The sequence below is a fragment of the Paenibacillus yanchengensis genome (genome assembly GCF_042684845.1).
GTDB lineage: Bacteria > Bacillota > Bacilli > Paenibacillales > Paenibacillaceae > Pristimantibacillus > Pristimantibacillus yanchengensis.
Window position 1 is genome coordinate 217,851 of the sequence record NZ_JBHUMH010000012.1, and the last position, 21,156, is coordinate 239,006.

General features: G+C 39.0%; 30 protein-coding genes. 8 read left to right on the forward strand and 22 right to left on the reverse strand.

From position 1 onward, the window contains the following. Positions 1-12 precede the first annotated feature (12 nt). The 6 genes from spoIIIAF to spoIIIAA are packed head-to-tail and all read right to left on the reverse strand — an operon-like array spanning position 13 to position 4,209. Positions 13-771: a stage III sporulation protein AF gene (gene spoIIIAF, locus ACFSTH_RS04850; RefSeq protein ID WP_377771859.1), complete on the reverse strand. Its 759-nt coding sequence runs from the start codon at positions 769-771 to the stop codon at positions 13-15. Between the two features lie 57 nt (positions 772-828). Continuing rightward, positions 829-2,064: a stage III sporulation protein AE gene (gene spoIIIAE / locus ACFSTH_RS04855; protein ID WP_377771861.1), complete on the reverse strand. Its 1,236-nt coding sequence runs from the start codon at positions 2,062-2,064 to the stop codon at positions 829-831. 1 nt (position 2,065) lies between these two features. Next, the gene (gene spoIIIAD, locus ACFSTH_RS04860; protein WP_377771863.1) at positions 2,066-2,464 is read right to left on the reverse strand and encodes a stage III sporulation protein AD; all 399 of its coding nucleotides are present in this window, start codon (positions 2,462-2,464) and stop codon (positions 2,066-2,068) included. A gap of 9 nt (positions 2,465-2,473) precedes the next feature. Continuing rightward, positions 2,474-2,677 carry a stage III sporulation protein AC gene (spoIIIAC, locus tag ACFSTH_RS04865; protein WP_377771865.1) on the reverse strand — a complete coding sequence of 68 codons (204 nt, stop codon included), beginning with the start codon at positions 2,675-2,677 and terminating at the stop codon, positions 2,474-2,476. A gap of 21 nt (positions 2,678-2,698) precedes the next feature. Further along, on the reverse strand, positions 2,699-3,217 hold the full coding sequence (spoIIIAB, locus tag ACFSTH_RS04870) for a stage III sporulation protein SpoIIIAB (RefSeq protein ID WP_377771867.1): 519 nt from the start codon (positions 3,215-3,217) through the stop codon (positions 2,699-2,701). Beyond that, positions 3,214-4,209 carry a stage III sporulation protein AA gene (gene spoIIIAA, locus ACFSTH_RS04875; protein ID WP_377771869.1) on the reverse strand — a complete coding sequence of 332 codons (996 nt, stop codon included), beginning with the start codon at positions 4,207-4,209 and terminating at the stop codon, positions 3,214-3,216. The genes spoIIIAB and spoIIIAA overlap by 4 nt, the downstream gene beginning before the upstream one ends. 206 nt (positions 4,210-4,415) lie before the next feature. Between spoIIIAA and ACFSTH_RS04880 the strand changes: the two genes are divergently transcribed. Further along, the gene (locus tag ACFSTH_RS04880) at positions 4,416-5,153 is read left to right on the forward strand and encodes a 2-phosphosulfolactate phosphatase (RefSeq protein WP_377771871.1); all 738 of its coding nucleotides are present in this window, start codon (positions 4,416-4,418) and stop codon (positions 5,151-5,153) included. Positions 5,154-5,267: 114 nt separating this feature from the next. Here ACFSTH_RS04880 and ACFSTH_RS04885 read toward each other — a convergent pair whose 3' ends face one another. The 5 genes from ACFSTH_RS04885 to ACFSTH_RS04905 all read right to left on the reverse strand — a co-directional run bounded on the left by ACFSTH_RS04885 (position 5,268) and on the right by ACFSTH_RS04905 (position 9,375). Then, a complete protein-coding gene (locus ACFSTH_RS04885; protein WP_377771873.1) occupies positions 5,268-6,521 on the reverse strand; it encodes an aspartate kinase in 1,254 nt (417 codons plus the stop codon). Positions 6,522-6,681: 160 nt separating this feature from the next. Next, a complete protein-coding gene (efp, locus tag ACFSTH_RS04890) occupies positions 6,682-7,239 on the reverse strand; it encodes an elongation factor P (RefSeq protein WP_377771875.1) in 558 nt (185 codons plus the stop codon). A 27-nt stretch (positions 7,240-7,266) separates the two neighbouring features. Then, on the reverse strand, positions 7,267-8,340 hold the full coding sequence (locus tag ACFSTH_RS04895) for a M24 family metallopeptidase (RefSeq protein ID WP_377772063.1): 1,074 nt from the start codon (positions 8,338-8,340) through the stop codon (positions 7,267-7,269). Positions 8,341-8,364: 24 nt separating this feature from the next. Continuing rightward, on the reverse strand, positions 8,365-8,805 hold the full coding sequence (aroQ, locus tag ACFSTH_RS04900) for a type II 3-dehydroquinate dehydratase (RefSeq protein WP_377771877.1): 441 nt from the start codon (positions 8,803-8,805) through the stop codon (positions 8,365-8,367). Positions 8,806-8,883: 78 nt separating this feature from the next. Further along, on the reverse strand, positions 8,884-9,375 hold the full coding sequence (locus tag ACFSTH_RS04905; protein WP_377771879.1) for a YqhR family membrane protein: 492 nt from the start codon (positions 9,373-9,375) through the stop codon (positions 8,884-8,886). Positions 9,376-9,525: 150 nt separating this feature from the next. On the opposite strand from ACFSTH_RS04905, the gene ACFSTH_RS04910 reads away from it, so the two are divergent. Continuing rightward, positions 9,526-10,533, forward strand: coding sequence for a DUF1385 domain-containing protein (locus tag ACFSTH_RS04910; RefSeq protein WP_377771881.1), 1,008 nt, complete (start codon positions 9,526-9,528; stop codon positions 10,531-10,533). 15 nt (positions 10,534-10,548) lie between these two features. Then, entirely contained in the window at positions 10,549-10,860 is a 312-nt protein-coding gene (locus ACFSTH_RS04915; protein ID WP_377771883.1) for a hypothetical protein, read from the forward strand. A gap of 89 nt (positions 10,861-10,949) precedes the next feature. Here the strand turns inward: ACFSTH_RS04915 and mntR are convergent, their stop codons facing one another. The 11 genes from mntR to ACFSTH_RS04970 form a co-directional block, all read right to left on the reverse strand. Beyond that, complete coding sequence (mntR, locus tag ACFSTH_RS04920) at positions 10,950-11,372, reverse strand: transcriptional regulator MntR (protein ID WP_377771885.1); 423 nt, start codon at positions 11,370-11,372, stop codon at positions 10,950-10,952. Positions 11,373-11,428: 56 nt separating this feature from the next. Further along, complete coding sequence (locus ACFSTH_RS04925; protein ID WP_377771887.1) at positions 11,429-12,145, reverse strand: cytochrome c biogenesis CcdA family protein; 717 nt, start codon at positions 12,143-12,145, stop codon at positions 11,429-11,431. Positions 12,146-12,165: 20 nt separating this feature from the next. Then, on the reverse strand, positions 12,166-12,978 hold the full coding sequence (locus ACFSTH_RS04930; protein ID WP_377771889.1) for a metal ABC transporter permease: 813 nt from the start codon (positions 12,976-12,978) through the stop codon (positions 12,166-12,168). Between the two features lies 1 nt (position 12,979). After that, positions 12,980-13,765: a metal ABC transporter ATP-binding protein gene (locus ACFSTH_RS04935; RefSeq protein ID WP_377772065.1), complete on the reverse strand. Its 786-nt coding sequence runs from the start codon at positions 13,763-13,765 to the stop codon at positions 12,980-12,982. Between the two features lie 72 nt (positions 13,766-13,837). Then, positions 13,838-14,890: a metal ABC transporter solute-binding protein, Zn/Mn family gene (locus ACFSTH_RS04940; RefSeq protein WP_377771891.1), complete on the reverse strand. Its 1,053-nt coding sequence runs from the start codon at positions 14,888-14,890 to the stop codon at positions 13,838-13,840. 156 nt (positions 14,891-15,046) lie between these two features. Continuing rightward, positions 15,047-17,032 (reverse strand): methionine--tRNA ligase, encoded by a 1,986-nt coding sequence (metG, locus tag ACFSTH_RS04945; protein ID WP_377771893.1) that lies wholly within the window; start codon positions 17,030-17,032, stop codon positions 15,047-15,049. 375 nt (positions 17,033-17,407) lie between these two features. Continuing rightward, positions 17,408-17,653, reverse strand: coding sequence for a membrane protein insertion efficiency factor YidD (yidD, locus tag ACFSTH_RS04950; RefSeq protein WP_377772067.1), 246 nt, complete (start codon positions 17,651-17,653; stop codon positions 17,408-17,410). 2 nt (positions 17,654-17,655) lie between these two features. Next, positions 17,656-18,102: a Fur family transcriptional regulator gene (locus ACFSTH_RS04955; protein ID WP_377771895.1), complete on the reverse strand. Its 447-nt coding sequence runs from the start codon at positions 18,100-18,102 to the stop codon at positions 17,656-17,658. Positions 18,103-18,171: 69 nt separating this feature from the next. Then, positions 18,172-18,396 carry a hypothetical protein gene (locus tag ACFSTH_RS04960; protein WP_377771897.1) on the reverse strand — a complete coding sequence of 75 codons (225 nt, stop codon included), beginning with the start codon at positions 18,394-18,396 and terminating at the stop codon, positions 18,172-18,174. 64 nt (positions 18,397-18,460) lie between these two features. Continuing rightward, on the reverse strand, positions 18,461-18,664 hold the full coding sequence (locus tag ACFSTH_RS04965; RefSeq protein ID WP_377771899.1) for a hypothetical protein: 204 nt from the start codon (positions 18,662-18,664) through the stop codon (positions 18,461-18,463). A gap of 125 nt (positions 18,665-18,789) precedes the next feature. Beyond that, entirely contained in the window at positions 18,790-19,215 is a 426-nt protein-coding gene (locus ACFSTH_RS04970; protein ID WP_377771901.1) for a hypothetical protein, read from the reverse strand. A gap of 191 nt (positions 19,216-19,406) precedes the next feature. Between ACFSTH_RS04970 and ACFSTH_RS04975 the strand changes: the two genes are divergently transcribed. Genes ACFSTH_RS04975 through ACFSTH_RS04995 form a run of 5 tightly spaced genes read left to right on the forward strand, consistent with a single transcriptional unit; the run spans position 19,407 to position 21,138 of the window. After that, positions 19,407-19,637, forward strand: coding sequence for a spore germination protein (locus tag ACFSTH_RS04975; protein ID WP_377771903.1), 231 nt, complete (start codon positions 19,407-19,409; stop codon positions 19,635-19,637). Then, positions 19,634-19,837 carry a spore germination protein GerPB gene (locus tag ACFSTH_RS04980; protein WP_377771904.1) on the forward strand — a complete coding sequence of 68 codons (204 nt, stop codon included), beginning with the start codon at positions 19,634-19,636 and terminating at the stop codon, positions 19,835-19,837. Before ACFSTH_RS04975 ends, ACFSTH_RS04980 begins: the two co-directional genes overlap by 4 nt. A gap of 27 nt (positions 19,838-19,864) precedes the next feature. Next, positions 19,865-20,503, forward strand: coding sequence for a spore germination protein GerPC (gene gerPC / locus ACFSTH_RS04985; RefSeq protein WP_377771906.1), 639 nt, complete (start codon positions 19,865-19,867; stop codon positions 20,501-20,503). A gap of 25 nt (positions 20,504-20,528) precedes the next feature. Continuing rightward, the gene (locus tag ACFSTH_RS04990) at positions 20,529-20,753 is read left to right on the forward strand and encodes a spore gernimation protein GerPD (RefSeq protein ID WP_377771908.1); all 225 of its coding nucleotides are present in this window, start codon (positions 20,529-20,531) and stop codon (positions 20,751-20,753) included. After that, positions 20,746-21,138: a spore germination protein GerPE gene (locus ACFSTH_RS04995; RefSeq protein WP_377771910.1), complete on the forward strand. Its 393-nt coding sequence runs from the start codon at positions 20,746-20,748 to the stop codon at positions 21,136-21,138. Before ACFSTH_RS04990 ends, ACFSTH_RS04995 begins: the two co-directional genes overlap by 8 nt. Positions 21,139-21,156 lie beyond the last annotated feature (18 nt).

The window sequence follows — 21,156 nt, forward strand, 5'->3', positions numbered from 1 at the left end:
CACCTTATTATGCTACGTCTGCGCCATAAGCTGGACAGAAATCAGTTTTTTACTCACCTCCCACCGTGATGAAATAACATTCTTTACAAACTGCTCTAATTGGGGATTCGAAAGGAGTACGTTATGCTGCTCACTTGCCCCCATTGCTGATATGGCATCTTCATGTTCATTTGACGCTTCAATAGCCACATGGACACCGTTGATTTCTTCCACATCTGGCACTTCTGTTATGTTTGCAATTTCATCGGAGTTACTATGATCTTCATCCATTTGTTGTTCTCCCCTGTCTTCTCCTTGATTATTGGCTGTAACGAGTAAATGGACCTGTAATTTTTCTATGCCACTAGGCATTTCATCTTTTGCAGTCTGCTGCAATGTAATGTCTATTTTTTCTACTTTTTCGTCAATATGCTGTTCCAAATGTTCAGCAATCGCTTGCTCTAATGAGCTTTTGGTCTTTTGCATCGCTTCTTGTTGCTGTCGCTCTTTTAATCGATCCGCCTTTTGTTGAATATCTTCTAATGAAGGCATTTGATAATTTTTTTGCGCTGCTTTTTCATCAAATATTTCTGTAGCTGCATCCAAAGTACTTGCAAAATCCATTCGAAAAAACTGCATCACTGGATTTAGTATCGTAAGTAGAATAATTAGTCCAACCGCCACTCTAGCGTAACGCTGCATCACTTTGTTCGGTAGTAACATATCTACAATGACGGCAAGTAATATAACTGTCACCACACTTCGCAGCCAATCACTTAACCATGCAGCCATAGGTAGTTCCTCCCTGTACAGTGACTTTATTTCTAATGATTATATCCTGCTGTATAATTAACGAACCATTACCGCCGCATTACCAGCAGTAATGACGATCGTGACTGCCAAAAAAAACATTAAGCTAACAGTTGCTAGTGCAGCAAATATATAGATCATCGTTTTACCTATCGTTTGCAAACAGGTCACTATAGGCGATGAACCAAGTGGTTGCATAACAGCGGCAGATACATGATAGATAAGTGCAAGTGTCAAAATTTTAATTGCTGGAAATGCACTTAGAAACAATATGATAACTACACCAACTATTCCCACCGCATTTTTGGCGATAAGGGAGGCGGAGATAACGGTATCCGCTGCATCCGAAAACATTTTTCCGACGACAGGGATAAAGTTTCCAGTAACATATTTTGCTGTTCGAATCGTAACGCCATCTGTTACTGCACCTGTCACACCTTGCACCGATATAACACCCAAAAATATAGCTAGTAGACCACCCAATATACTGACACCTATCGTTCGCAACAAATTTGCCAGCTGGGTAACTTTATACTTTTCTGACAATGCACTGGTAATATGCAGCACTGCTGAAAAAAATAACAATGGGAACACCACAGTATAGACAACTGTTCCAACGACGTGAATCATCAATATAATTAGCGGATGCATCATAGACACTGTGATGACACTTCCCATAGATGCCAGTAGCGTCAATAGTAACGGCACCATCGCTAACATAAAATGAATCATGCTCTGAATGGCATCTTTCGCATAGTCAATCGCAACATAGAAACTGTTGACTGCAATAATAAGTAGCACCATAAATGTAATCGTATATGCCACTGTACTAACGGTATTGTTTTCAAAAGCCGTTTGTAAATTTTGTAGTATCATACTGAATACCGTGAGAAATACGATAGTCACCAGTAATTTGCCATTATAAAGTACTTCATGCCATAAATAGCGTAGCAAACCTTGCAGCATCGTTTTTAATTTAAAACTATCACCACTAGGGTTTAACATCTCTTTAAAACTAGGAACTGCTCGATCTGGGAAGTAGCCGCCATATTCCTCTCGTAATTTTTCCCAGTATGTGGATATTGTATCTATTTCTAATTCTGCTAATTGATCCGTTGCACTGTTGGTCAGCGAAGGGGTAGAGGATTCTTCAGCCGCGGTAGCTGCTAGGCTATAGACTGGATAAAAAAGTGATGACAGCATATAAACGATAAAGCAGCTTGTCAGTATTTTCATTGTAAAATGTCTACCACGACCTCTGTTGTCCCCCAACATATTACCCACCTCCGTCTGGCAACAATCCCAATATGGTCTCAATCATCACTGTAATAATAGGAATGGCCATGACGAGAATAAATACTTTGCCAGCAAACTCTACTTTGGAGGCTATCGCATCTTGACCAGCATCTCGAATCATTTGTGCGCCGAATTCAGCAATGTAAGCAATACCGATTATTTTAAGTATCGTTTTTAAATAGATAGTCGGGATGCCTGATCGATTAGCCAAGTCTTCAATAATTGTGATTACTGCTTCAATTTTTCCGATGACGAGTAACAAAATAAACAATCCAGCAAAAATAGCAAGCAAAGAGGCAAACATCGGTTTTTGTTCTTTCAGTACAATTACTAAAATGGCGGCCATTAACCCAATCCCGACAATTTGAATCATTTCCAAATTGCTCACCTACTGAAATAGAAAGATGGTTTTTATTTCCTGAAAAAGTTCATTTAATAATCGAATGACCATGAACAATACAATAACAAAACCGATTAACGTTACCCAATGAGAAATGTCTTCCTTTCCCATTTGCTTTAGCACCGTATGAATCATGGCAATAATGATGCCAATGCCAGCAATTTGAAATATCGCACTAACATCTACACTCATATACAAAGGCACCCTCTATCATTACATAATTAAAATAATAATAAATACTGCGATTAACAGTCCCAAACTCCGCCACATTGTAGCGTATTTCGCTTGATTATCTCTGGCCTGTTCTTCCTCCATTTTTAGTTGCTCCATTGCTAATTGCAGCTGCTTCAACTGATCTGTAGTATCGCTAATTCCTAATACTGATCCAAGCCTAATTACAATTCGTTGCTCTGAAGCTTTGAGTGAGGTATATGCCCACCGTTGCTCCATCACCGATTGCCATATTTCTACAAACGAACGATCGTTTTCCTCCTGCAATTGTTCAACCACCATTTGAAACAAACGATATACAACCCCTTGTTCATCTTTTGATGCACGTTCAATTGCGATAGGAAGTGCTGTTTGTCCATATCCAATTTCTGTTGCCAACCGCTGGAGAATATGAATAAGTTGCCTTAGCTGTTTCGGTCGTTCCATAAATAGATTGGCTTGAAAAAAACCGAATAGCGTGCCTGCGAGTAATATAAGTAGCGCTCCTAATAACTTCATCATTTCAACGTTCCTGCATTCGTTTCCACGTTGTTTGTTTGGAGCAGCGTACTTGTATCTATGACATGATGATAAATACCCGATGCTGTTTTTCGAAGCTGTACTACTAATCTAAACGCCCCTTCTTCCATTAATTTCTTTATAATAGGACGCCCTAGTACGTCGGTCATATCAAAGGCATGAGCTGTCGCAATAACTCTAATACCTGCATGGCTAGCTTCAATAATTGCCTCACCATCTGCTTGACGACCAATTTCATCCGCTATTAATATTTCCGGGCTCATAGAACGAAGCATCATCATCATACCTTCCGCTTTCGGACATGCATCCATCACATCGGTACGTGGACCAACATCAAAAGTAGGTATACCTCGTACACAGGCAGCAATTTCTGAACGTTCATCTACAATGCCAACTTTTTTTCCTGACCAATTACTACTAATAGATTTGGGCCAATATCCATAACTAATTGATCTAGCTAAATCTCGGATCATCGTCGTTTTACCGTGTTGTGGAGGTGCAATAATTAAGGTCGAATGAATCGACTGATTTACTGTATCTAACAACTTCGGTAATAACGATGTTCCTGCACCAATCATCTCGCGAGCAATCCGAATATTAAACGCACCAATATCTCTTATTCCTTTGACATGTCCTTGCTCCAATATAGTTCGTCCTACTAGACCAATGCGATGCCCGCCAGATACCGTTATGTATCCTCTGCGTAATTCTTCTTCAATCGAATACAAAGAGTAGTTGGATATTTTCTCAAGTAATGTGCGACATTGTTCTTCTGATGGTATAAAGGCTTCATCTGGTCGCCATGCAAATGTACCGTCTTTGGCAACAAGCCGCGACTGCCCCCGAAAGCCAATTTCGAGTGGTCTTGCTTCTCTCACTCTTATTTCTTCCATATCCTGCTGTATATCACTAGGCAGTTTTGTAAGTAATTGTTGTAGCTCGAGCGGTAATAAATGTGTCACCTTCGCTAGCATTACGCATCACTCCCGCATAAATGTATTGCGTAGTTTCCATTGTATGCTTGTCTTTTTAAATTATGTCTACCTCTTATCGTTATATATGTATATGCTGACTTGTCCCTATTTCATAACCAAATCATTATAAACACCAGCCCAAATGATAAAGCATACAATATGGGTATACGTATAGTGCAGACATTAATGCAAAGGTTGTGATATATATGGATATTCAAGTAATCCCTTACGTTAACGAGGCGAGATCTACTTATTTTCCTTTTCGAACAGCAGTAGTTATTGACGTTCTGCGTGCTACTAGTTTTATTGCTAGTGCATTAGCTGCCAATGCAGAAGCAGTTATACCTGTAGAAACGGTCTTAGAAGCCAAAAAATTGCGGGGGCCTACAGATTTGTTAGCAGGAGAAAGATTCGGAAGAAAAATCGCAAACTTTGAATTTGGTATTTCACCTGTAGAAATAAGCAATCATAATTTAGCAAAAAAAACAATTATACTGACTACATCCGATGGAACTCGAGCACTTAAAAGAGCGCAAAAAGCAGATTATATTTTAGCCGCTTCCTTACAGAATGTGCGTGCAGCAGCAAAAGTAATCAACAAACTCCATCGACATGTCGTTATCGTTTGTGCAGGTAATCATGATCAGTATGCATTGGAGGATGGGATCTGTGCGGGAATGCTTATAGAGGAATTGTGGCAATTAACAAATGGGAAAATAGAGCTTGACGATTTTGGTAAAACAGTTCATTCCTTCTACTTGCAAAATAAAGATAACATTACCGAGCTATTGCTTAGCAGTAAATGTGGAGAACGGTTAGTCCGAATGGGATTAAAAGACGATATCTACGCTTGTAGCACTATCAATCAATATGATGTCGTACCTATGTTGATTGCTGGTAAATTGAAGGCGACGTATCCGGAACAGCTTTCTATATTAATTTGAAATTAATAACTTCCTATACACCGTTTACAAAAAAAGCACCTTGTACACCGTCACTAGATAGAGCAATTACGCTACTATTAGAAACGATGACAAGGTGCTTCTATTACTATATATTTATCTGCGATCTTTCGGACCGCCAACAAATACTTCTTCTGCCGCGTCAAGCCCGTAAGCCGTATGCAGCGCCTGTACTACTTCCTTCAATTTGTCAGGTTCAATAACACAAGAACATTTAATTTCGGAAGTGCTAACCATTTTGATGCTTATTCCGACTGCTGATATCGTCGCAAACATTTTTGCTGCTACTCCTGGATTACTTACCATCCCGGCACCAACAATCGAAACTTTTACTAAATTATCATCATGTGTTGCCGCACTATAGGAAACTTTTTCTCGCATTTGTTCAATAACAGCCATTGCTGCGTCTACATCATTTCTAGAAATGGTAAATGAAAAATCAGCTTTTCCATCTTGTACACCACTTTGAACGATAATATCTACATCAATTTCATTATCAGCCAAACTGCCGAATACAGTAGCCAGTACGCCCGGAATGTCTTCCACACCTAGTATGCTAACACGCGCTACATTTTTATCAAAAGCAATGCCACTAACAACTACCCCTTGCTCCATGCTTGCTTCCTCCCTAACTACAGTTCCTTCATTGCTTGTAAAACTGGATCTAACTACCAATTTCACATTGTTGTGCTTCGCATATTCAACTGCTCTCGGATGAAGTACTGCTGCGCCCAAATGAGCAAGCTCCAGCATTTCATCATAAGAAATATAGTCTAACTTGCGAGCACGATGAACTACTCGTGGATCAGTAGAATATATCCCATCCACGTCTGTGTATATTTCACACACATCGGCACCTACTTCAGCAGCGATTGCAACAGCAGTCGTATCTGAACCACCGCGACCGAGTGTCGTTATTTCACCCGTTTCACTCATTCCTTGAAATCCAGCCACAATAGCTACAGCACCAGATTCCAAAGCAGCCATCACACGTGATGGATTTATTTTTTTCAATTTTGCTTTACCATGTTCTTGCTCCGTAATCATACCAGCCTGCCAACCAGTAAAAGACATTGCCGAATGACCTAATTGGTTAATAGTCATTGCAAGCAAAGAAACAGATATTTGTTCCCCAACGGAAAGCAGCATATCCATTTCTCGTGCAGGAGGGTTACTGTTCAACAATTTTGATTGATCGATCAAATCATCCGTCGTATCTCCCATTGCAGACACTACAACGATAATTTGATTCCCTTCCTGCTGTCTTTCTATAATCCGTTTGGCAACTAACTGCATTCTTTCCGGAGTACCTACAGAGCTACCACCAAATTTCATCACTATCAAAGACAAAGCTGATTCACTCCTCACACCCGACGTATATTTACAACTTACTATTATAGCACAGCATGATGAAAGTTGGATATGATATTATCTGGATATATTAGTATTTTTCACGACAAAAAATGCCGCCTGTAGTTCCAGGACGGCATCCATAGTAAATCGGTGTAAATTACGCTCTCGAAACGTATTTTCCTTCTCTCGTATCGATTAGCAGTACATCTCCTTCGTTAATAAACAATGGCACCTGTACTCTTAAACCTGTTTCTACAATAGCACTTTTAGTCGCTCCTTGCGCCGTATTACCACGTACGCCTGGCTCCGTCTCCGTAACCTTTAGCTCTACACTGTTCGGCATCTGAACTCCCAAAATTTCACTGTTATAGCTAGAAATATGAACGTTCATGTTTTCTTTCAAGAAGTTTAATTCCCATTCTAGTTGATCTTTATCTAGTGTAAACTGATCATACGTTTCATTATCCATAAATGTATATTCTGATCCAGAATTATACAAATACTGCACTTCACGGTTTTCAATAATTGCCCGACCGATCATTTCTCCAGCCCGGAATGTTTTTTCAACCGTATTTCCATTACGCAAGTTTTTTAATTTAGAACGTACAAAGGCAGCACCTTTACCTGGCTTTACGTGCTGAAAATCAATGACAGTATAAATGTCGCCTTCTACTTCTACTGTTAATCCTGTTCTTAAATCGTTAACTGAAATCATCCCTGATTCCCTCCTGAATATAATTGCTTATCCCAAAGTAATTAATTGCTTCGGTGATGAAGTTAATATTTTAATACCGGACTCCGTAATAACGATGTCGTCTTCGATCCTTACCCCACCAAATCCAGGCAAGTAAATACCAGGCTCTACCGTCACTGTCATACCGGGCGTTAAAATTGTATCCGAGTACATTGATAATCTAGGCGCTTCATGAATTTCCATACCTAAACTATGTCCTGTACTATGTCCAAACTGCTCACCATACCCATAGCTGCTAATAATATCACGAGCTAGCGCGTCTGCTTGTTTGCCAGTCATCCCTGGTTTAATATGTTCCAGTGTATGCAGCTGTGCTTCTAATACGATATTATAAATTTCGATATGCTTTTCCGTTGCTTCACCAACGACTACTGTACGTGTTAAATCTGAACAATATCCTTGAAAATACGCTCCAAAGTCAAAGGTAACAAAATCACCGTGCTCCAGCTTCTTTTCACTAGCAACACCATGTGGCAAAGCAGATCTTGCACCTGATGCGACAATAGTGTCAAAGGAAGAAGAGGTTGCCCCATGACTTCGCATATACACTTCCATCTCAAGCGCTAGGTCAGACTCACGTATTCCTGGTTTAATCAGTTGGAGGATGTGATCAAACGTACGATCTGCTAATTGAGCAGCTTGCTCCATAATCGCAATTTCACCATCATCTTTGATGCGACGTAACTTTTCTACTATATCAGATTGCGGCTTCCATTGTATACTAGATAATTGTTTACTCCAGGAATGAAAGACACTATATGTAACATGTTCTTGCTCAAAAGATAATTCTTCCACCCGTTCCTGCTCCAACAGCTCTTTCACATTTTCTATGGGATTAGCACCATGCTCAACAACAGTAAAATTCGGCGCTTGCAGCGGTGCTTGTGTCATATAACGGAAATCAGTAAGTAAATACTGGTTGCTATTTGTAATCAATAACATGCCTGAAGATCCGGTAAATCCGCTCAAATAGCGACGATTGACTGGACTTGCTATTAACAATGCAGCTATGTCACTTTCAACCATAACATGACGTAGACGACTTAATCGTTGTGTAATCATATTAGCCACCCTTTCTTCCCTTTATTATTTCGGTCTAATATTTTGTAGCAGTGCTTGTAAAGCTAAAATATAGCCATAACCACCGAAGCCAGCAATTTGCCCAACTGCAATTGAGGCAATGACAGAATGTTGACGAAATGCTTCTCGCTTATGAATATTGGACAAATGCACTTCAACTACAGGTAGTTGCACAGCACTTAATGCATCTCTGATCGCATAATTATAATGTGTCCATGCACCTGGATTAATGATTATACCGTCGTAATTTTGGTAAGTGGCATGAATCGCATCTATCATTACACCATCGTGATTCGTTTGTAAAAACTGCAATTGAACTGCTAGAGGTTCTGCATAAGACTTGAGCATAGCTTCAATTGATTCTAAAGTCTCATTTCCATATACATCTGGCTCTCTAATGCCGAGCATGTTAAGATTCGGTCCGTTAAATACAGCAATCTTGCTCAATGTTGCACCTCCCACGTGACAGTTAAACAGATCATTAGCCATTTTACCACAAATAACCGTATGTTGAGAAGATAATAGTTACTTTCTTTTTGGAGTAGGTTCTCTGCTCGCTTCATCATTAAATTCAAAAGAAATAGAATAACCGATAAAAACTCCCCATAATAAACTAATTCCGAGTTCCGTAAAAATAGTAATCCAACCAACCGATTGCAGTGGAGTCGTCATTTGTAGTAACGGTCCCAGAAAGCCAAATACAAGTACCCACCATAAAAAACCATAAAATATACCTACCCATGGGCCTTTCAATTTTCGCAACCCATATTGATAAATAAGAGCAGCAATAATCGAAAAGATGATGAAACTACCAACCCCCACTAAACCTCCCCAACCAGATTTTAAAAAACTATTGCGAAAAAATGGCTCTAACCAATATCCTGGAATTTCTTTTGTAAATTTGAGCCCATAAGCTCCCCAACGTACAAATCCCCAAATAAGTCCTGCATAAAAACCGATAAACAAAGCATATCGGAATGGTTTCGTAGTTTGCGACGAAGTTGATTGTTTTGCCAATTCCCTGCACTCCTTTACTAACGATTAACTGTTGTGTTAGTATGGCTTGTTTTTAGTAAAACTAACCTATCTAAGCGCGTTGGCAATTATGGCTGGAATAAAGTACAATAGTAGTATTAAAGATGCTATATATAGGAAGGTGAGCTTCATTTGTCACAAGATTCGCGAGCGGTTTATGGCGGACAAGCGGTAATCGAAGGAGTTATGTTTCAAGGGAAACATGTGAACGTTACTGCCGTCAGACGAAAAAACAACGAAATTGTCTATTATCATGTACCCCGTACTTCTAAGCCTTGGGTGCAATCACTAAAGAAAATTCCTTTTTTAAGAGGAGTTGTCGGATTAGTTGAATCGAGTGCCAAAGGTTCGCAACATTTGAATTTTTCTTCGGAACAATATGCTGAAGATGAATATGATGACATGACAGAAGAAGAACGAGCAAAACAGAAACAAAAAGACGAGAAAGAAAAAAGTGGCTGGAGTGCAGGAATGGTACTAAGTGTTGCAGCTATCGGTGTTCTTTCCTTCGTTTTTGGAAAACTGATCTTTACGGCTGCTCCAGCAGCAGTGGAACAATTGTTGTTCAATAACATGTTCCATCCTGTCGTTCACAACTTAATCGAAGGCTTAATCAAACTTGTTTTTTTACTTGTGTACTTATACTTTATGTCCATGACTCCAATTATTAAACGTCTGTTTCAATATCATGGTGCCGAGCATAAAGTAATAAGCGCCTATGAAGCGGGCGAAGAATTAACTGTCGATAATGTGCAAAAGTATAGTCGTCTTCATTATCGTTGTGGTTCAAGTTTTATTATTTTCACTGTAATTGTTGGTATTATTCTTTACTCTATGCCTATTTTCGATTGGGGCGATTCAATCTGGAAGCGAGTTTACATTCGTGTATTACTTCTACCAGTCGTACTAGGAATATCCTATGAAGTATTGCGTATAACGAATGCAGTGCGTAATGTTCCAATTCTTCGTTACCTTGGTTATCCTGGTTTATGGTTACAATTACTTACAACAAAAGAACCAAACAACGATCAAGTAGCTGTTTCCATTGCTTCATTCAAAAAAATGCAAGAATTAGATGTACAACTGGCCAATGAAGCTGAAGCTGTAACATCAAACAAACTACAAAGTAATTATTCTTAAGAAGGTGCATCCATCGTGAGAAGACCTAAAACGGTTAATGGCGTAGCTATTGTCGTACTATTCTTAACTATAGTTGGATTTATTGTAAGCTTAAAAAATAATTTTGTTGCCTTTGTAATACCGATTGTTATTTTAGGAGGTATATTTTTACTATACAAATACCCACCCGAAACGTGGCGTAAAAAGAATACTTCCACACGTGGACAACAAACGTACTACTCGCCACCAAAAACTACAAACAAAGAAAAACGAACACGTTCAAAAAAGGTTCCTTTTCGAGTAATTGATGGCAATAAAGACGATGATGATACACCAAAATATCACTGAGAAAGTACAGAAGCAACATAAAAGCCGTCACCTTGACTACAGTTAGGAGAAATCCTAATTAATCAAGCTGACGGCTTTTTATATTACAGCTAATCGCTTTCCATTTCGGCACGTATAGCCCGCAGATTTTCTAATCGCGATGGATCACTTTCAAAATATTGCACTAATGCTTCTATACAGGTAATGGAATCCCAACTTAAATGATGTTCGATTCCTTCAACATCCGCATAAATATTTTCTTCTTGCACTCCGATAGTTTCTAAAAACGATTCTAACAGATGATGGCGTTCCATTAAACGTTTCCCCATCTTCTTCCCTTTGGTCGTTAAGACGAGTCCACGATACTTTTCATAGATCAAATAACTATCTTTGTCTAACTTTTGGATCATTTTGGTTACTGATGAAGGGTGAACTTCCAATCCTTCTGCAATATCAGAAACTCTAGCATAACCTTTTTCCTCGATTAACTTATAAATTCTTTCCAAATAATCTTCCATACTCGGAGTAGGCAATGTAAAACCTCCTAATCGCGTCTACTTGCCATTGCAGCAAACATCTTATATTTCAATTAAAATTTCAGCCAGTCGGGCGTTACTCCGTTTAACCAAATTGTAATTTGTAACATCTGATCCGAGAACAATAATATTCCCATCAGTACCATCAATCCTCCACCAATTTTCATCACATAGGGAGAATACTTCAATATCCAACGAGATGGTCCGATAAAAAAAGCTAAAATTAAAAAAGGAAGTGCGAAACCGATCGCATATGCTGTCGTCAATTTAAACCATGTACCAGGCTCTGATGCCGATAATGCTAATATAGCAGCTAGCGCTGGTCCAGTACAAGGTGTCCATCCTGCTGAAAATCCTAATCCAAATATAAAAGAACCCGGATAACTTACTTTGTTCGGAATAATGCTCCGTCGACTATCCTTCATTAATAAGCTTGGTTTGAATATTCCGAGCAGAAATAACCCCATAAGTACAATAAGTATAGCAGATCCTTGCCTAATAACATCACGATAATCATACATGAATTCCGCAAACATGTTTGCCCCTAATCCAAGTGCATAATAGACTGTACTAAAGCCTAGTAAAAAGACTAGTGTATGCGACATCATAAGCAATCGTTGTTTTCCGGGCATTTGATTTTTCTTTAATTCTGTTACAGATACACCTGTTATGTACGATAAGTACGATGGATAAAGCGGCAAAACGCAAGGTGATATAAATGATGCGAACCCTGCGCCTAGAGCTATCCATATTGTAATGTTAGCTTCCAACTGATTCACCTCTTATCGATTTACTTTGATAGCCGGAAGCCTTTACGAACAGTCAATAAAATCAATAGCATAGCTATTAACAATAATACTATTGTACCTCCCGGTGCTAAATTCCATATTCCTGCAACCGATAATCCACCTACTACAGCTATTTCACCGATCAAAACAGCTAGCACAATCGCCTGCTTAAAACTACGGGCAACGAGCAAACTGCTCGCCGCTGGAATGACGAGTAATGCCGAAACGAGTAGTGCACCAACGATTTTGATGGAGACACTTATCACAAGTGCAGTTAGCACGCTAATCATAACATTGTAGAATGATACTGGCAAGCCACTTACAGCAGCAGCCTCTTCATCAAATGTAATCAGAAACAATTTTTTGAACTGTGTACCAATTGCAACAAGTACGACTATAGTAACAATAGCAATTACAATTAAGTCCATTTTATTTAACGTATAAATATAACCAAACAAGTAGCTACTAACATTCATTTGCATCCCTTTACCAGACGTAAATAAGATCGAGGCCAGTCCTATACCACCAGACATAATAATAGCTAGTGAAAGTTCCGCGTAACTTTTGTATGCTTTACGTAAACGCTCAATTGCAAAAGAAGCAATTATCGCAAACACAAGTCCCATCGCTATCGGATAGACTCCTAATATGAAGCCTAACGCTACACCAGCGATTGCTACATGGGACAGTGTATCACCAATCATAGATAAACGTCTTAACACTAAAAACATTCCCATTAACGGGGCAGTAATTCCAATAAGAAGTCCGCCAAGCAGTGCTCGTTGAAAAAAGTCTGTCGTTAAAATTTCTAGCATGTTAGACCTCTTTCTCTCTATCCATTCGCAATCTTAAATTTTGTAAACTATGTGCCAAATCTTCAGCTACACAATTTTGTGTATCATGCGAATGTCGAATATAAAATTTAATTTTACCAGCTTGACTAACCGGTTCATCGCCCAAATAGCTGCGAATCATATCCATATCATGCGATACCATCAAAAAGGTCATCTGATGATGTTGATGCATATGTTTGATCATATGAAAAAAGCTTTGTTGCGTTTCAGCATCTATTCCAACCGTAGGTTCATCCAAAATAAGTAATGCCGGATTATTGATCAGCGCTCTTGCCAAAAACACTCGTTGCTGTTGACCACCGGACAATTCACCGATTTTTTTGTTTGCTAAATCAACGATATCCATTGCAAGCAAAGCATCGTGACATTTCTCTTGATTATAGGCTGTCCGCTTTGTCGCTTTACCAAGTCCTGATAGAACAACTTCCTTTACTGTCGCAGGGAACAATGGATTCAAATTATTTTTTTGTGGAACGTATCCAATTTTTTCCCACTGTTTAAATTTTTGTATCGGTTCTCCAAACAATTCTACTTGACCGCTTTGCGGCTTGAGCAACCCAACTAAAATTCGAAGCAATGTTGTTTTTCCTGCGCCATTACTTCCAATCAACCCAATAAAATCACGCTCTTTTACTGTAAAACTAACATTTTGCATGACTGGTTTTTGCTCATATGAAAAAGAAATGTTATTTACAGCGATGATAGGTTGATGGCAATCTTTTTTTACTGTATTATTTTGTATATGCATATTCACAACATTCACCTCCGCGACTTAACAATGAAACATTTCCAGCTCCATAAAGACTTCTTGTACCATTTACTATTGTAATGCTTGTGTCAAATTATGCAAGTTACGTTCCATTAACGTCAAAAAGTTTTCACCTTCTTTTTCTTGTTTTTTAGTTAGTCCTTCAAGCGGATGAAGTACCATTGTTTTTGCTCCCGCTTCTGCGGCTAACATCTGTGCCAAATCATCAGAAATCAATTCTTCAAAAAATATATATTGCACGTTTTCTTCCTTTACAAACTTTGCAATTCGAAGTATATCTTGAGCGAGTGGCTCTGCTTCTGGATTTAACCCCATAATAGACTTTTGAACTAAATTATAATCCCGAGCTAAGTAGGCAAACGCTTGATGTGATACAACAATATGACGTTTTGATACTTTTCCTAGCTCTTCTTCGTAACGTTGATCCATTGCTTGTAGTTTTTCTTGCAGTACTTTATAGTTTTTTTCATAATCTGCTTGGTGTGCTGGATCAACTTCTACTAAACTATTTTTAACATTTTCCGCTAACTGAATGACCGATTTTGGACTAACCCATGTATGTGGATCAATCGCGTGGGTATGCGAATTACCCGTATCCTCACCATGATCATGTCCATGATCTGCTTCACCTTCACTTACATCACCGTCTATTAAAGTAATACCTTCGCTCATCTGTTTAATTTGAACGGTACTCTGCTGCGGCAATCCCCGAATAAAACTATCCACCCAGCCCTCTAGTCCGACCCCATGGTACAGAAACAAGGCTGCATCAGTCAATTTTTTGACCTCTTTACTTTTGGGAGCCCAATCATGCGGTTCTACTCCAGTTGGTATTAAATTAGTCACTTGGACATGCTCGCCACCAATTTCAGTTGCCAAAAAATATAATGGATAAAAACTAGTTACTACCGACAATGTATCAATCGCTTGTTGCTCTTCACTTTCTACTGGCTCTGCTGTTGTCGCTGTCGATGTTGTTGTAGCCTCTGGTTGCACTGTTGATAAATCATTATTAGAACATGCGGCACTAACCATCATTAGCGCTAGCAATAAGGCTGCTATCTTCTGCTTTGATATTCGAGTAAAACGATGTTTGTTTCCCATTGTTGACTTCCCCCATCACGCTTATTAGTAATCGTAACTATTACGTTTAGAAGTATACGCCTGCTTTTTCATGTTGTCAATAACCTTTTTATACGAAAACTAAAAACATGCAACACTTTGCAGCATCGCATGTTTTCACCCTCAACATATTATTTCTTATTTTACAATAGCACCATTTGGCATACTTACCGGAACAGTCGCTATCGTTAATTGATCATCAGTGGAAGCAGCCAAAATCATTCCTTGTGATAGCTCACCACGTAATTTTACTGGTTTTAAGTTCGTTACACAAATCACTTTTTGCCCAACTAGTTGTTCTGGTGTGTAGTATTGAGCAATACCAGAAACTACTTGTCGCTTTTCAAAACCAAGATCAAGCTGTAACTTCAATAATTTATTCGCTTTAGCAACTGGTTCTGCTGCAATAACTTCTGCTACTCGCAACTCCACTTTAGCAAACTCATCAATTGTAATTTCCTCTTTTTGTTCTACTGGCTCATCAGAAATAGTAGTTGCTGCTGTATCTGTTTCTACTGGCTCAGCTGTCGGTGCAACACCACCTCGCATAGAAGATACAATAAAGGCTGTCTCTTCTTCCATATCCAGTCTTGGGAATAGTGGTTGTTGTTTGCTCACTTTTGAACCAGCTGGTAGCCCTCCAAAGGTTGCGATACTATCCCAAGAAGTAGCTTGCCCTTCTGCAATACCAAGTTGCTCCCATATTTTTCGTGGTGCTTGCGTCATAAATGGTTGAAGCGCAATCGATATAATGCGCAGCGTTTCTGCCAAATGATACATAACAGAAGCTAGCTGCCCTTTTTGTTGCTCGTCTTTTGCTAGTACCCATGGCTGAGTTTCATCGATATATTTGTTAGAACGACTTACTAATTGCCATAGACTCGACAATGCAACCGAAAATTCCATATTTTCTAACGCTTGCTCTAATTGCTCAATCGATTGTTTCGCACTTTGTTGCAAAGCAGCATCGAACGGAGTAACCGTTCCTTCGTACGCTGGAATTTCACCATCAAAATATTTATCTACCATAGCCACTGTTCGGTTTAACAAGTTACCAAGATCATTAGCTAGGTCAAAATTAATCCGTTCCACGAAACCTTCTGGAGTAAATGCGCCATCAGCACCGAATGGAACTTCGCGCAATAAGTAGTAACGCAAACTATCTAAGCCGTACCGATCAATCAAAACAACCGGATCAATTACATTTCCTTTTGATTTGGACATTTTCCCATCTCGCGTTAATAACCAACCATGTGCAAATACTTTTTCAGGTAATGGTATATCGAGTGCCATTAACATAATTGGCCAATAAATCGTATGGAAACGTACAATTTCTTTGCCCACCAGATGGACATTAGCTGGCCAGTATTTTTTAAATTGTTCCCCTGGCTGATCCAGGTTGTAACCGAGTGCTGTAATATAATTGGTTAAAGCATCGATCCATACATATACAACATGCTTCGAATCACCTTTTACTTTAATTCCCCATTCAAAAGTTGTTCGCGATACAGCCAAATCTTCTAATCCTGGTTTAATAAAATTGTTAATCATTTCGTTTTTACGCGATTCAGGCTGAATAAATTGCGGATGTTGTTCATAATACGCTAACAGGCGATCTGCATATTTACTCATTCTGAAAAAATAACTTTCTTCTTTCACATGTTCTACCGGACGATTACAGTCAGGGCAATTACCATTTTGAAGCTGTCGTTCCAAGAAGAAAGATTCACAAGGTGTACAGTACCATCCTTCATATGTCCCTTTATAGATATCGTCTTGCGCTAACAATCGATCAAAGATTTGCTCTACTACAACTTTATGGCGATCTTCTGTCGTTCTTATAAAGTCATCATATGAAATGTCTAACTTTTCCCATAAACTTTTAATTCCTACTACAATATCATCGACAAACTGCTGTGGTGTTTTCCCCACTTCTTGTGCTTTTCGTTCAATTTTTTGACCGTGTTCATCTGTTCCTGTCAAATACCAAACATCGTATCCGCGCAATCTTTTATATCTCGTAATCGCATCTCCAGCTACCGTTGTATAAGCATGACCAATATGTAGCTTATCACTGGGGTAATAAATAGGTGTTGTTAAATAAAACGACTTTTTTTCAGACATGTTGACCACTCCATTTTCATTATTATCTACAAAAAAACACAAAAAAAGCCTCCGTCCTGTATGGGACGAAAGCTTGTCGCTTACGTGGTACCACCCAAATTCCGATTGCTCGTCTACAATTACTGTACAAGCAGTCGCTTCGTGTTTCATCTCTGTGTTAGATGAATAAGCTATTATCGCTAGCTTCACGCTTTAATCTTATAACTTGTCTGACAAGCAACTCGATAAAAGTACCTCCCGGGCCATCTTCCGTTTGTATTCCCGTACCGGCTTTCACCTTTCCCGGCTCTCTATAACGGCGCTACAATCGTACTCTTCCGTTCATCGGCATAATGATATGAATGGCTATACTATAACGAATATTGTTTACCTTTGTCAAGTCCTCTCCATCTTATCGTGTTTTTTCACCGGATCAGGCACAGGATCATAACCACCGGGATGAAAGGGATGGCATTTCGCAATACGTGCCGCTGCCATATAACTCCCTTTCGCTGCCCCATGTTTTTCAATCGCTTCCAGCGCATACGTCGAACAAGTCGGATAAAACCGGCAAGTGGGAGGTTTCAATGGTGAAATGAATTTACGATAAAAATGGATCGGGGCTAATACGATTCGCTTCATCATTACAGTTTACCTTTAGAAGCTTCATCCCCAGTTTGCGCACCACATTGTTCACAATATCCAAAAACCTCGAATTTATGTTTCACAACTTGAAACTTCTCTGGTACATCCAATTCATTCATTGGACAAAATGTAACGGGAAGTGTATGACCGCACTGCAAACAAATCATATGGTGATGATGATCATGACCTTTGCAATGCAATTTAAATTTCACGCCATCTTCAAACATCACTTGCTCTAGTACACCTAGTTCTTCCATTACACGTAAATTTCGATATACCGTATCAAAACTTAGTCCAGAATAACTTTTTCCCATATATTCATAAATGGCTTTTGGAGTCAAATAACCAGCAGTATCTGCAAACAGACGAGCCAAAGTTTTACGTTGATCCGTAATTCTTAAACCTTGACTAGCCATTATTTCTACAATTTCGTCTACGGTATGCATATTTATTCCTCCAACATTCAGTTTCTACTACCATCATGCCTAAAAAAAAGACTCTCGTCAATGAGAGCCTTATCCATTCACTTTCATATTCACTAAAAAAATAACAGTTGTCGCCAAAAACAATAAAATGCTAGCTGCACCGGATAATTTACTCCAACGATGTAGCTTCCGCAGCTTCTCTTCTTCAGCGCCTTCCATTTTAGCTAAACTGAAGGCACGCTGACGAAACAAAAATAATATAAACGAAATTACGAATATAATATTGACAATAAACCATACCGCTGTCCAAAACAATGTAAGTCCCCCAACAAATATTTTTGTTGTATTTCACTCGTACCGTCTACTCTAAGTATCAGCTTCACTTCGTAAAAAAGACATTAATGACAATAGCAAAAGCAATCAAACTAATAATTCCAACCGCAATAAAAATCCAGCCCGTTTTGAATCGTTGCTGAAACATACGCAATACACCCAAGCTGAACGAACCGAATGTAAGTAAAATAAATATCGCAGCGGTAACAAAGAATGGCAGCGACACATCGCTAATATTAACTAGGGACAACCCAGACACTCCTCTACAGCAAATTAAACGCTTTACTAGCCATTATAAGACAAAAATCAGGGTTAATCCAGCTAGTCAATATATACTAAGTGACAAATATCGCACAGTATTTTGTATTTCGCACACTAAGAACGAAAATTATGCTCCGTCCACGCTTTCGCTGGTGTACGTTTTTGTAATCTTAATTTAATAATATCATCTTTTCGAGAAGACAATACGTTCTTTGTACGTACAAGCTCCGGTAATTTCACTTCTTTTGACTTTCCATTGGGAAATCCACTAATTTTCACTCGATCTTCTCGCACATAAAACTTTAATTTTCGCACATCCGTTTCGTCTGGTAGTTTAAAGGATAAATATATATAGTTATCTTCGTTCAAAATAGCTACATCCACTTCATTCATAAACGCTCTAGTCGTTTCAGGCATCGTTTGTTCCATTATATTTCGTACAAATTGTTCAATCCAGCCAGGCTCACGTAATTTGGCAAAATCATCCGGTAACTTTTGGAGTTCTAACCATTTTTCCAAATCTGTCCATTTGAAACTCATACCATTCACTTCCTTCATTTTATCGCTACTTACCTACTACTGCCTAGTTTATGCGCAACAGATTCGACTCGCTACAACGTATATAATTCGTCTAGTAATCGTAGCTTCAACCTGTAACGTATAGGCTTTTTGCGCATACAATAAAACAGAACACTGCATCATTTTTCAATTAAAAAAGGTGGTGAAAGACAATGCCTGCAATTGTCGGCTTTGTTAAAATAATAAGTGTTGGATCTAGTTCTATCGTCCAATTTGGAGATGCGCTGGAAGTATCCCCACAAAGTAACTCAAAAAGTTACGCTGGTTCCGGATCATTTTTGACAGGTACTTTAGCCAATTCCAATACTGGTGTGAATGCTACGAATTCTATAGATCCCGATGTGCAAGATAATACTAGCGCTGAAGGAGTAAACGTCGCATGAGTCTAACCGTCTATCAACAAATAAGTATTCATACGTTTAAAATTAATAATGTCTCTAATAGTTCCGTCGTACAAATAGGCAGTGCCGGTTCGATCCGCGGCGTATCACAGTTATACAATACTGGCGGATTTACTGGCCCTGCACCTGAAGTTGGTGATAGCAGCCCATTTTCCTTCGTCCCTTTACCTAATCCCCAATAGACATGCTGTGAAAGGAGATTTTTTTCTATGTATAAAGGAGAACAACCGTCACCTTGGCAGTCGTGGGCTAATCAAGTACAACTAAAAATAGGAGAAATGGAACAAACGATCAATACACTACAGCAGCAATTAATAACGATGGAAGAACGATTAAATCAAGCAGAAAACAAACCACAATATACAATCGAGAATATCGAATACCGCTTTGACCAACTGAAAGTAGAGCAACTAGATGGTACATTAAATATTGGGATGACTTCTCCTTTCACTCCGACAGAACAAGCACCAATGATTGATCAAATCGTACTACCGAAAAAACTGAACACAGCTCCACCGCATGCTAACAGTAAAAAACAAGAGAGTAGAACGATTGGAGCAATCGATGAACGAGTCCAACATTATTGGCAACAAGAAAGCCCCCGAATTATTCAGGGGCTTGAACAACATTATAAAATAGCACTTGATCCGCATCATCGCCAACTACTTACCAAAGATATAGCGCAGCAACTTGAAGGTCGAACACGCTATTACATGGAAACGATTAGTGCAAAACAACCTAACGATAGTTCCGAGCAACATCTCCATGAGCAAGTATTACAAAAAACGATTGATGATAGTAAGCAAGCTTTAATGCGTTATTTTGAACAAATAGCTGGTAACAATTAAATATAGAGAACCGAAGGTGATTGCTATGCAACATTTCTATGTAACAAACGACCAACTATCCGTAGGTCGCGTTGATTTATTTGGTATTTCTAGTTCGTCATTGTTTCAAATAGGTGATACGGAACAAATCAATTTGTATGCTATGTTTGACACACCACCCGAATCAGTCATCGTAAAACCGCTTGCTCCCCTTCCACCCATTAGAGATAGTCATTTCACAACAGAAAGTGAGGAGTTTCACGTTGAATAGTAGACATGACCCGTTAACTACACGTTCTGCTCTCATCGGTGGAATCGATATTACTAGCATTGCTTCAGCTGCTACTTTCCAAGTAGGTGATCGTCATACGAGTAATGCAACGACTCGCGCACTTGCTGTTCAACAAAAATTAGATAGCGCAGCTCAGATGGAGGTAGATTTTTCTCAATTCCCCTTCTTCCAATCAACGATGCCATCTATTGACACTTACGTACCACCGGAAAACAACCAATTTCATCGTACTTTACAACAGGATAAAATACAGGTTGGATTTGTTCGCATTTTGGCTGCAAGCACAGCGGCTACTGTACTTGCCGGAAACAGTAGCCGCTATCATGCCGATGCTAGAGTAAAACATTTTCGGGTATTGTCATAATTTTTTATAATAAATATT

Coding starts and splice junctions, on each gene's coding strand:
- spoIIIAF (WP_377771859.1), bottom strand. CDS start 771: ATGGCTGCATGGTTAAGTGATTGGCTGCGAAGTGTGGTGACAGTTATA.
- spoIIIAE (WP_377771861.1), bottom strand. CDS start 2,064: ATGTTGGGGGACAACAGAGGTCGTGGTAGACATTTTACAATGAAAATA.
- spoIIIAC (WP_377771865.1), bottom strand. CDS start 2,677: ATGAGTGTAGATGTTAGTGCGATATTTCAAATTGCTGGCATTGGCATC.
- spoIIIAB (WP_377771867.1), bottom strand. CDS start 3,217: ATGATGAAGTTATTAGGAGCGCTACTTATATTACTCGCAGGCACGCTA.
- spoIIIAA (WP_377771869.1), bottom strand. CDS start 4,209: ATGCTAGCGAAGGTGACACATTTATTACCGCTCGAGCTACAACAATTA.
- ACFSTH_RS04880 (WP_377771871.1), top strand. CDS start 4,416: ATGGATATTCAAGTAATCCCTTACGTTAACGAGGCGAGATCTACTTAT.
- efp (WP_377771875.1), bottom strand. CDS start 7,239: ATGATTTCAGTTAACGATTTAAGAACAGGATTAACAGTAGAAGTAGAA.
- ACFSTH_RS04895 (WP_377772063.1), bottom strand. CDS start 8,340: ATGATTACACAACGATTAAGTCGTCTACGTCATGTTATGGTTGAAAGT.
- ACFSTH_RS04930 (WP_377771889.1), bottom strand. CDS start 12,978: ATGCTAGAAATTTTAACGACAGACTTTTTTCAACGAGCACTGCTTGGC.
- ACFSTH_RS04935 (WP_377772065.1), bottom strand. CDS start 13,765: ATGCATATACAAAATAATACAGTAAAAAAAGATTGCCATCAACCTATC.
- ACFSTH_RS04940 (WP_377771891.1), bottom strand. CDS start 14,890: ATGGGAAACAAACATCGTTTTACTCGAATATCAAAGCAGAAGATAGCA.
- metG (WP_377771893.1), bottom strand. CDS start 17,032: ATGTCTGAAAAAAAGTCGTTTTATTTAACAACACCTATTTATTACCCC.
- yidD (WP_377772067.1), bottom strand. CDS start 17,653: ATGAAGCGAATCGTATTAGCCCCGATCCATTTTTATCGTAAATTCATT.
- ACFSTH_RS04955 (WP_377771895.1), bottom strand. CDS start 18,102: ATGCATACCGTAGACGAAATTGTAGAAATAATGGCTAGTCAAGGTTTA.
- ACFSTH_RS04970 (WP_377771901.1), bottom strand. CDS start 19,215: ATGAGTTTCAAATGGACAGATTTGGAAAAATGGTTAGAACTCCAAAAG.
- ACFSTH_RS04975 (WP_377771903.1), top strand. CDS start 19,407: ATGCCTGCAATTGTCGGCTTTGTTAAAATAATAAGTGTTGGATCTAGT.
- ACFSTH_RS04980 (WP_377771904.1), top strand. CDS start 19,634: ATGAGTCTAACCGTCTATCAACAAATAAGTATTCATACGTTTAAAATT.
- gerPC (WP_377771906.1), top strand. CDS start 19,865: ATGTATAAAGGAGAACAACCGTCACCTTGGCAGTCGTGGGCTAATCAA.
- ACFSTH_RS04990 (WP_377771908.1), top strand. CDS start 20,529: ATGCAACATTTCTATGTAACAAACGACCAACTATCCGTAGGTCGCGTT.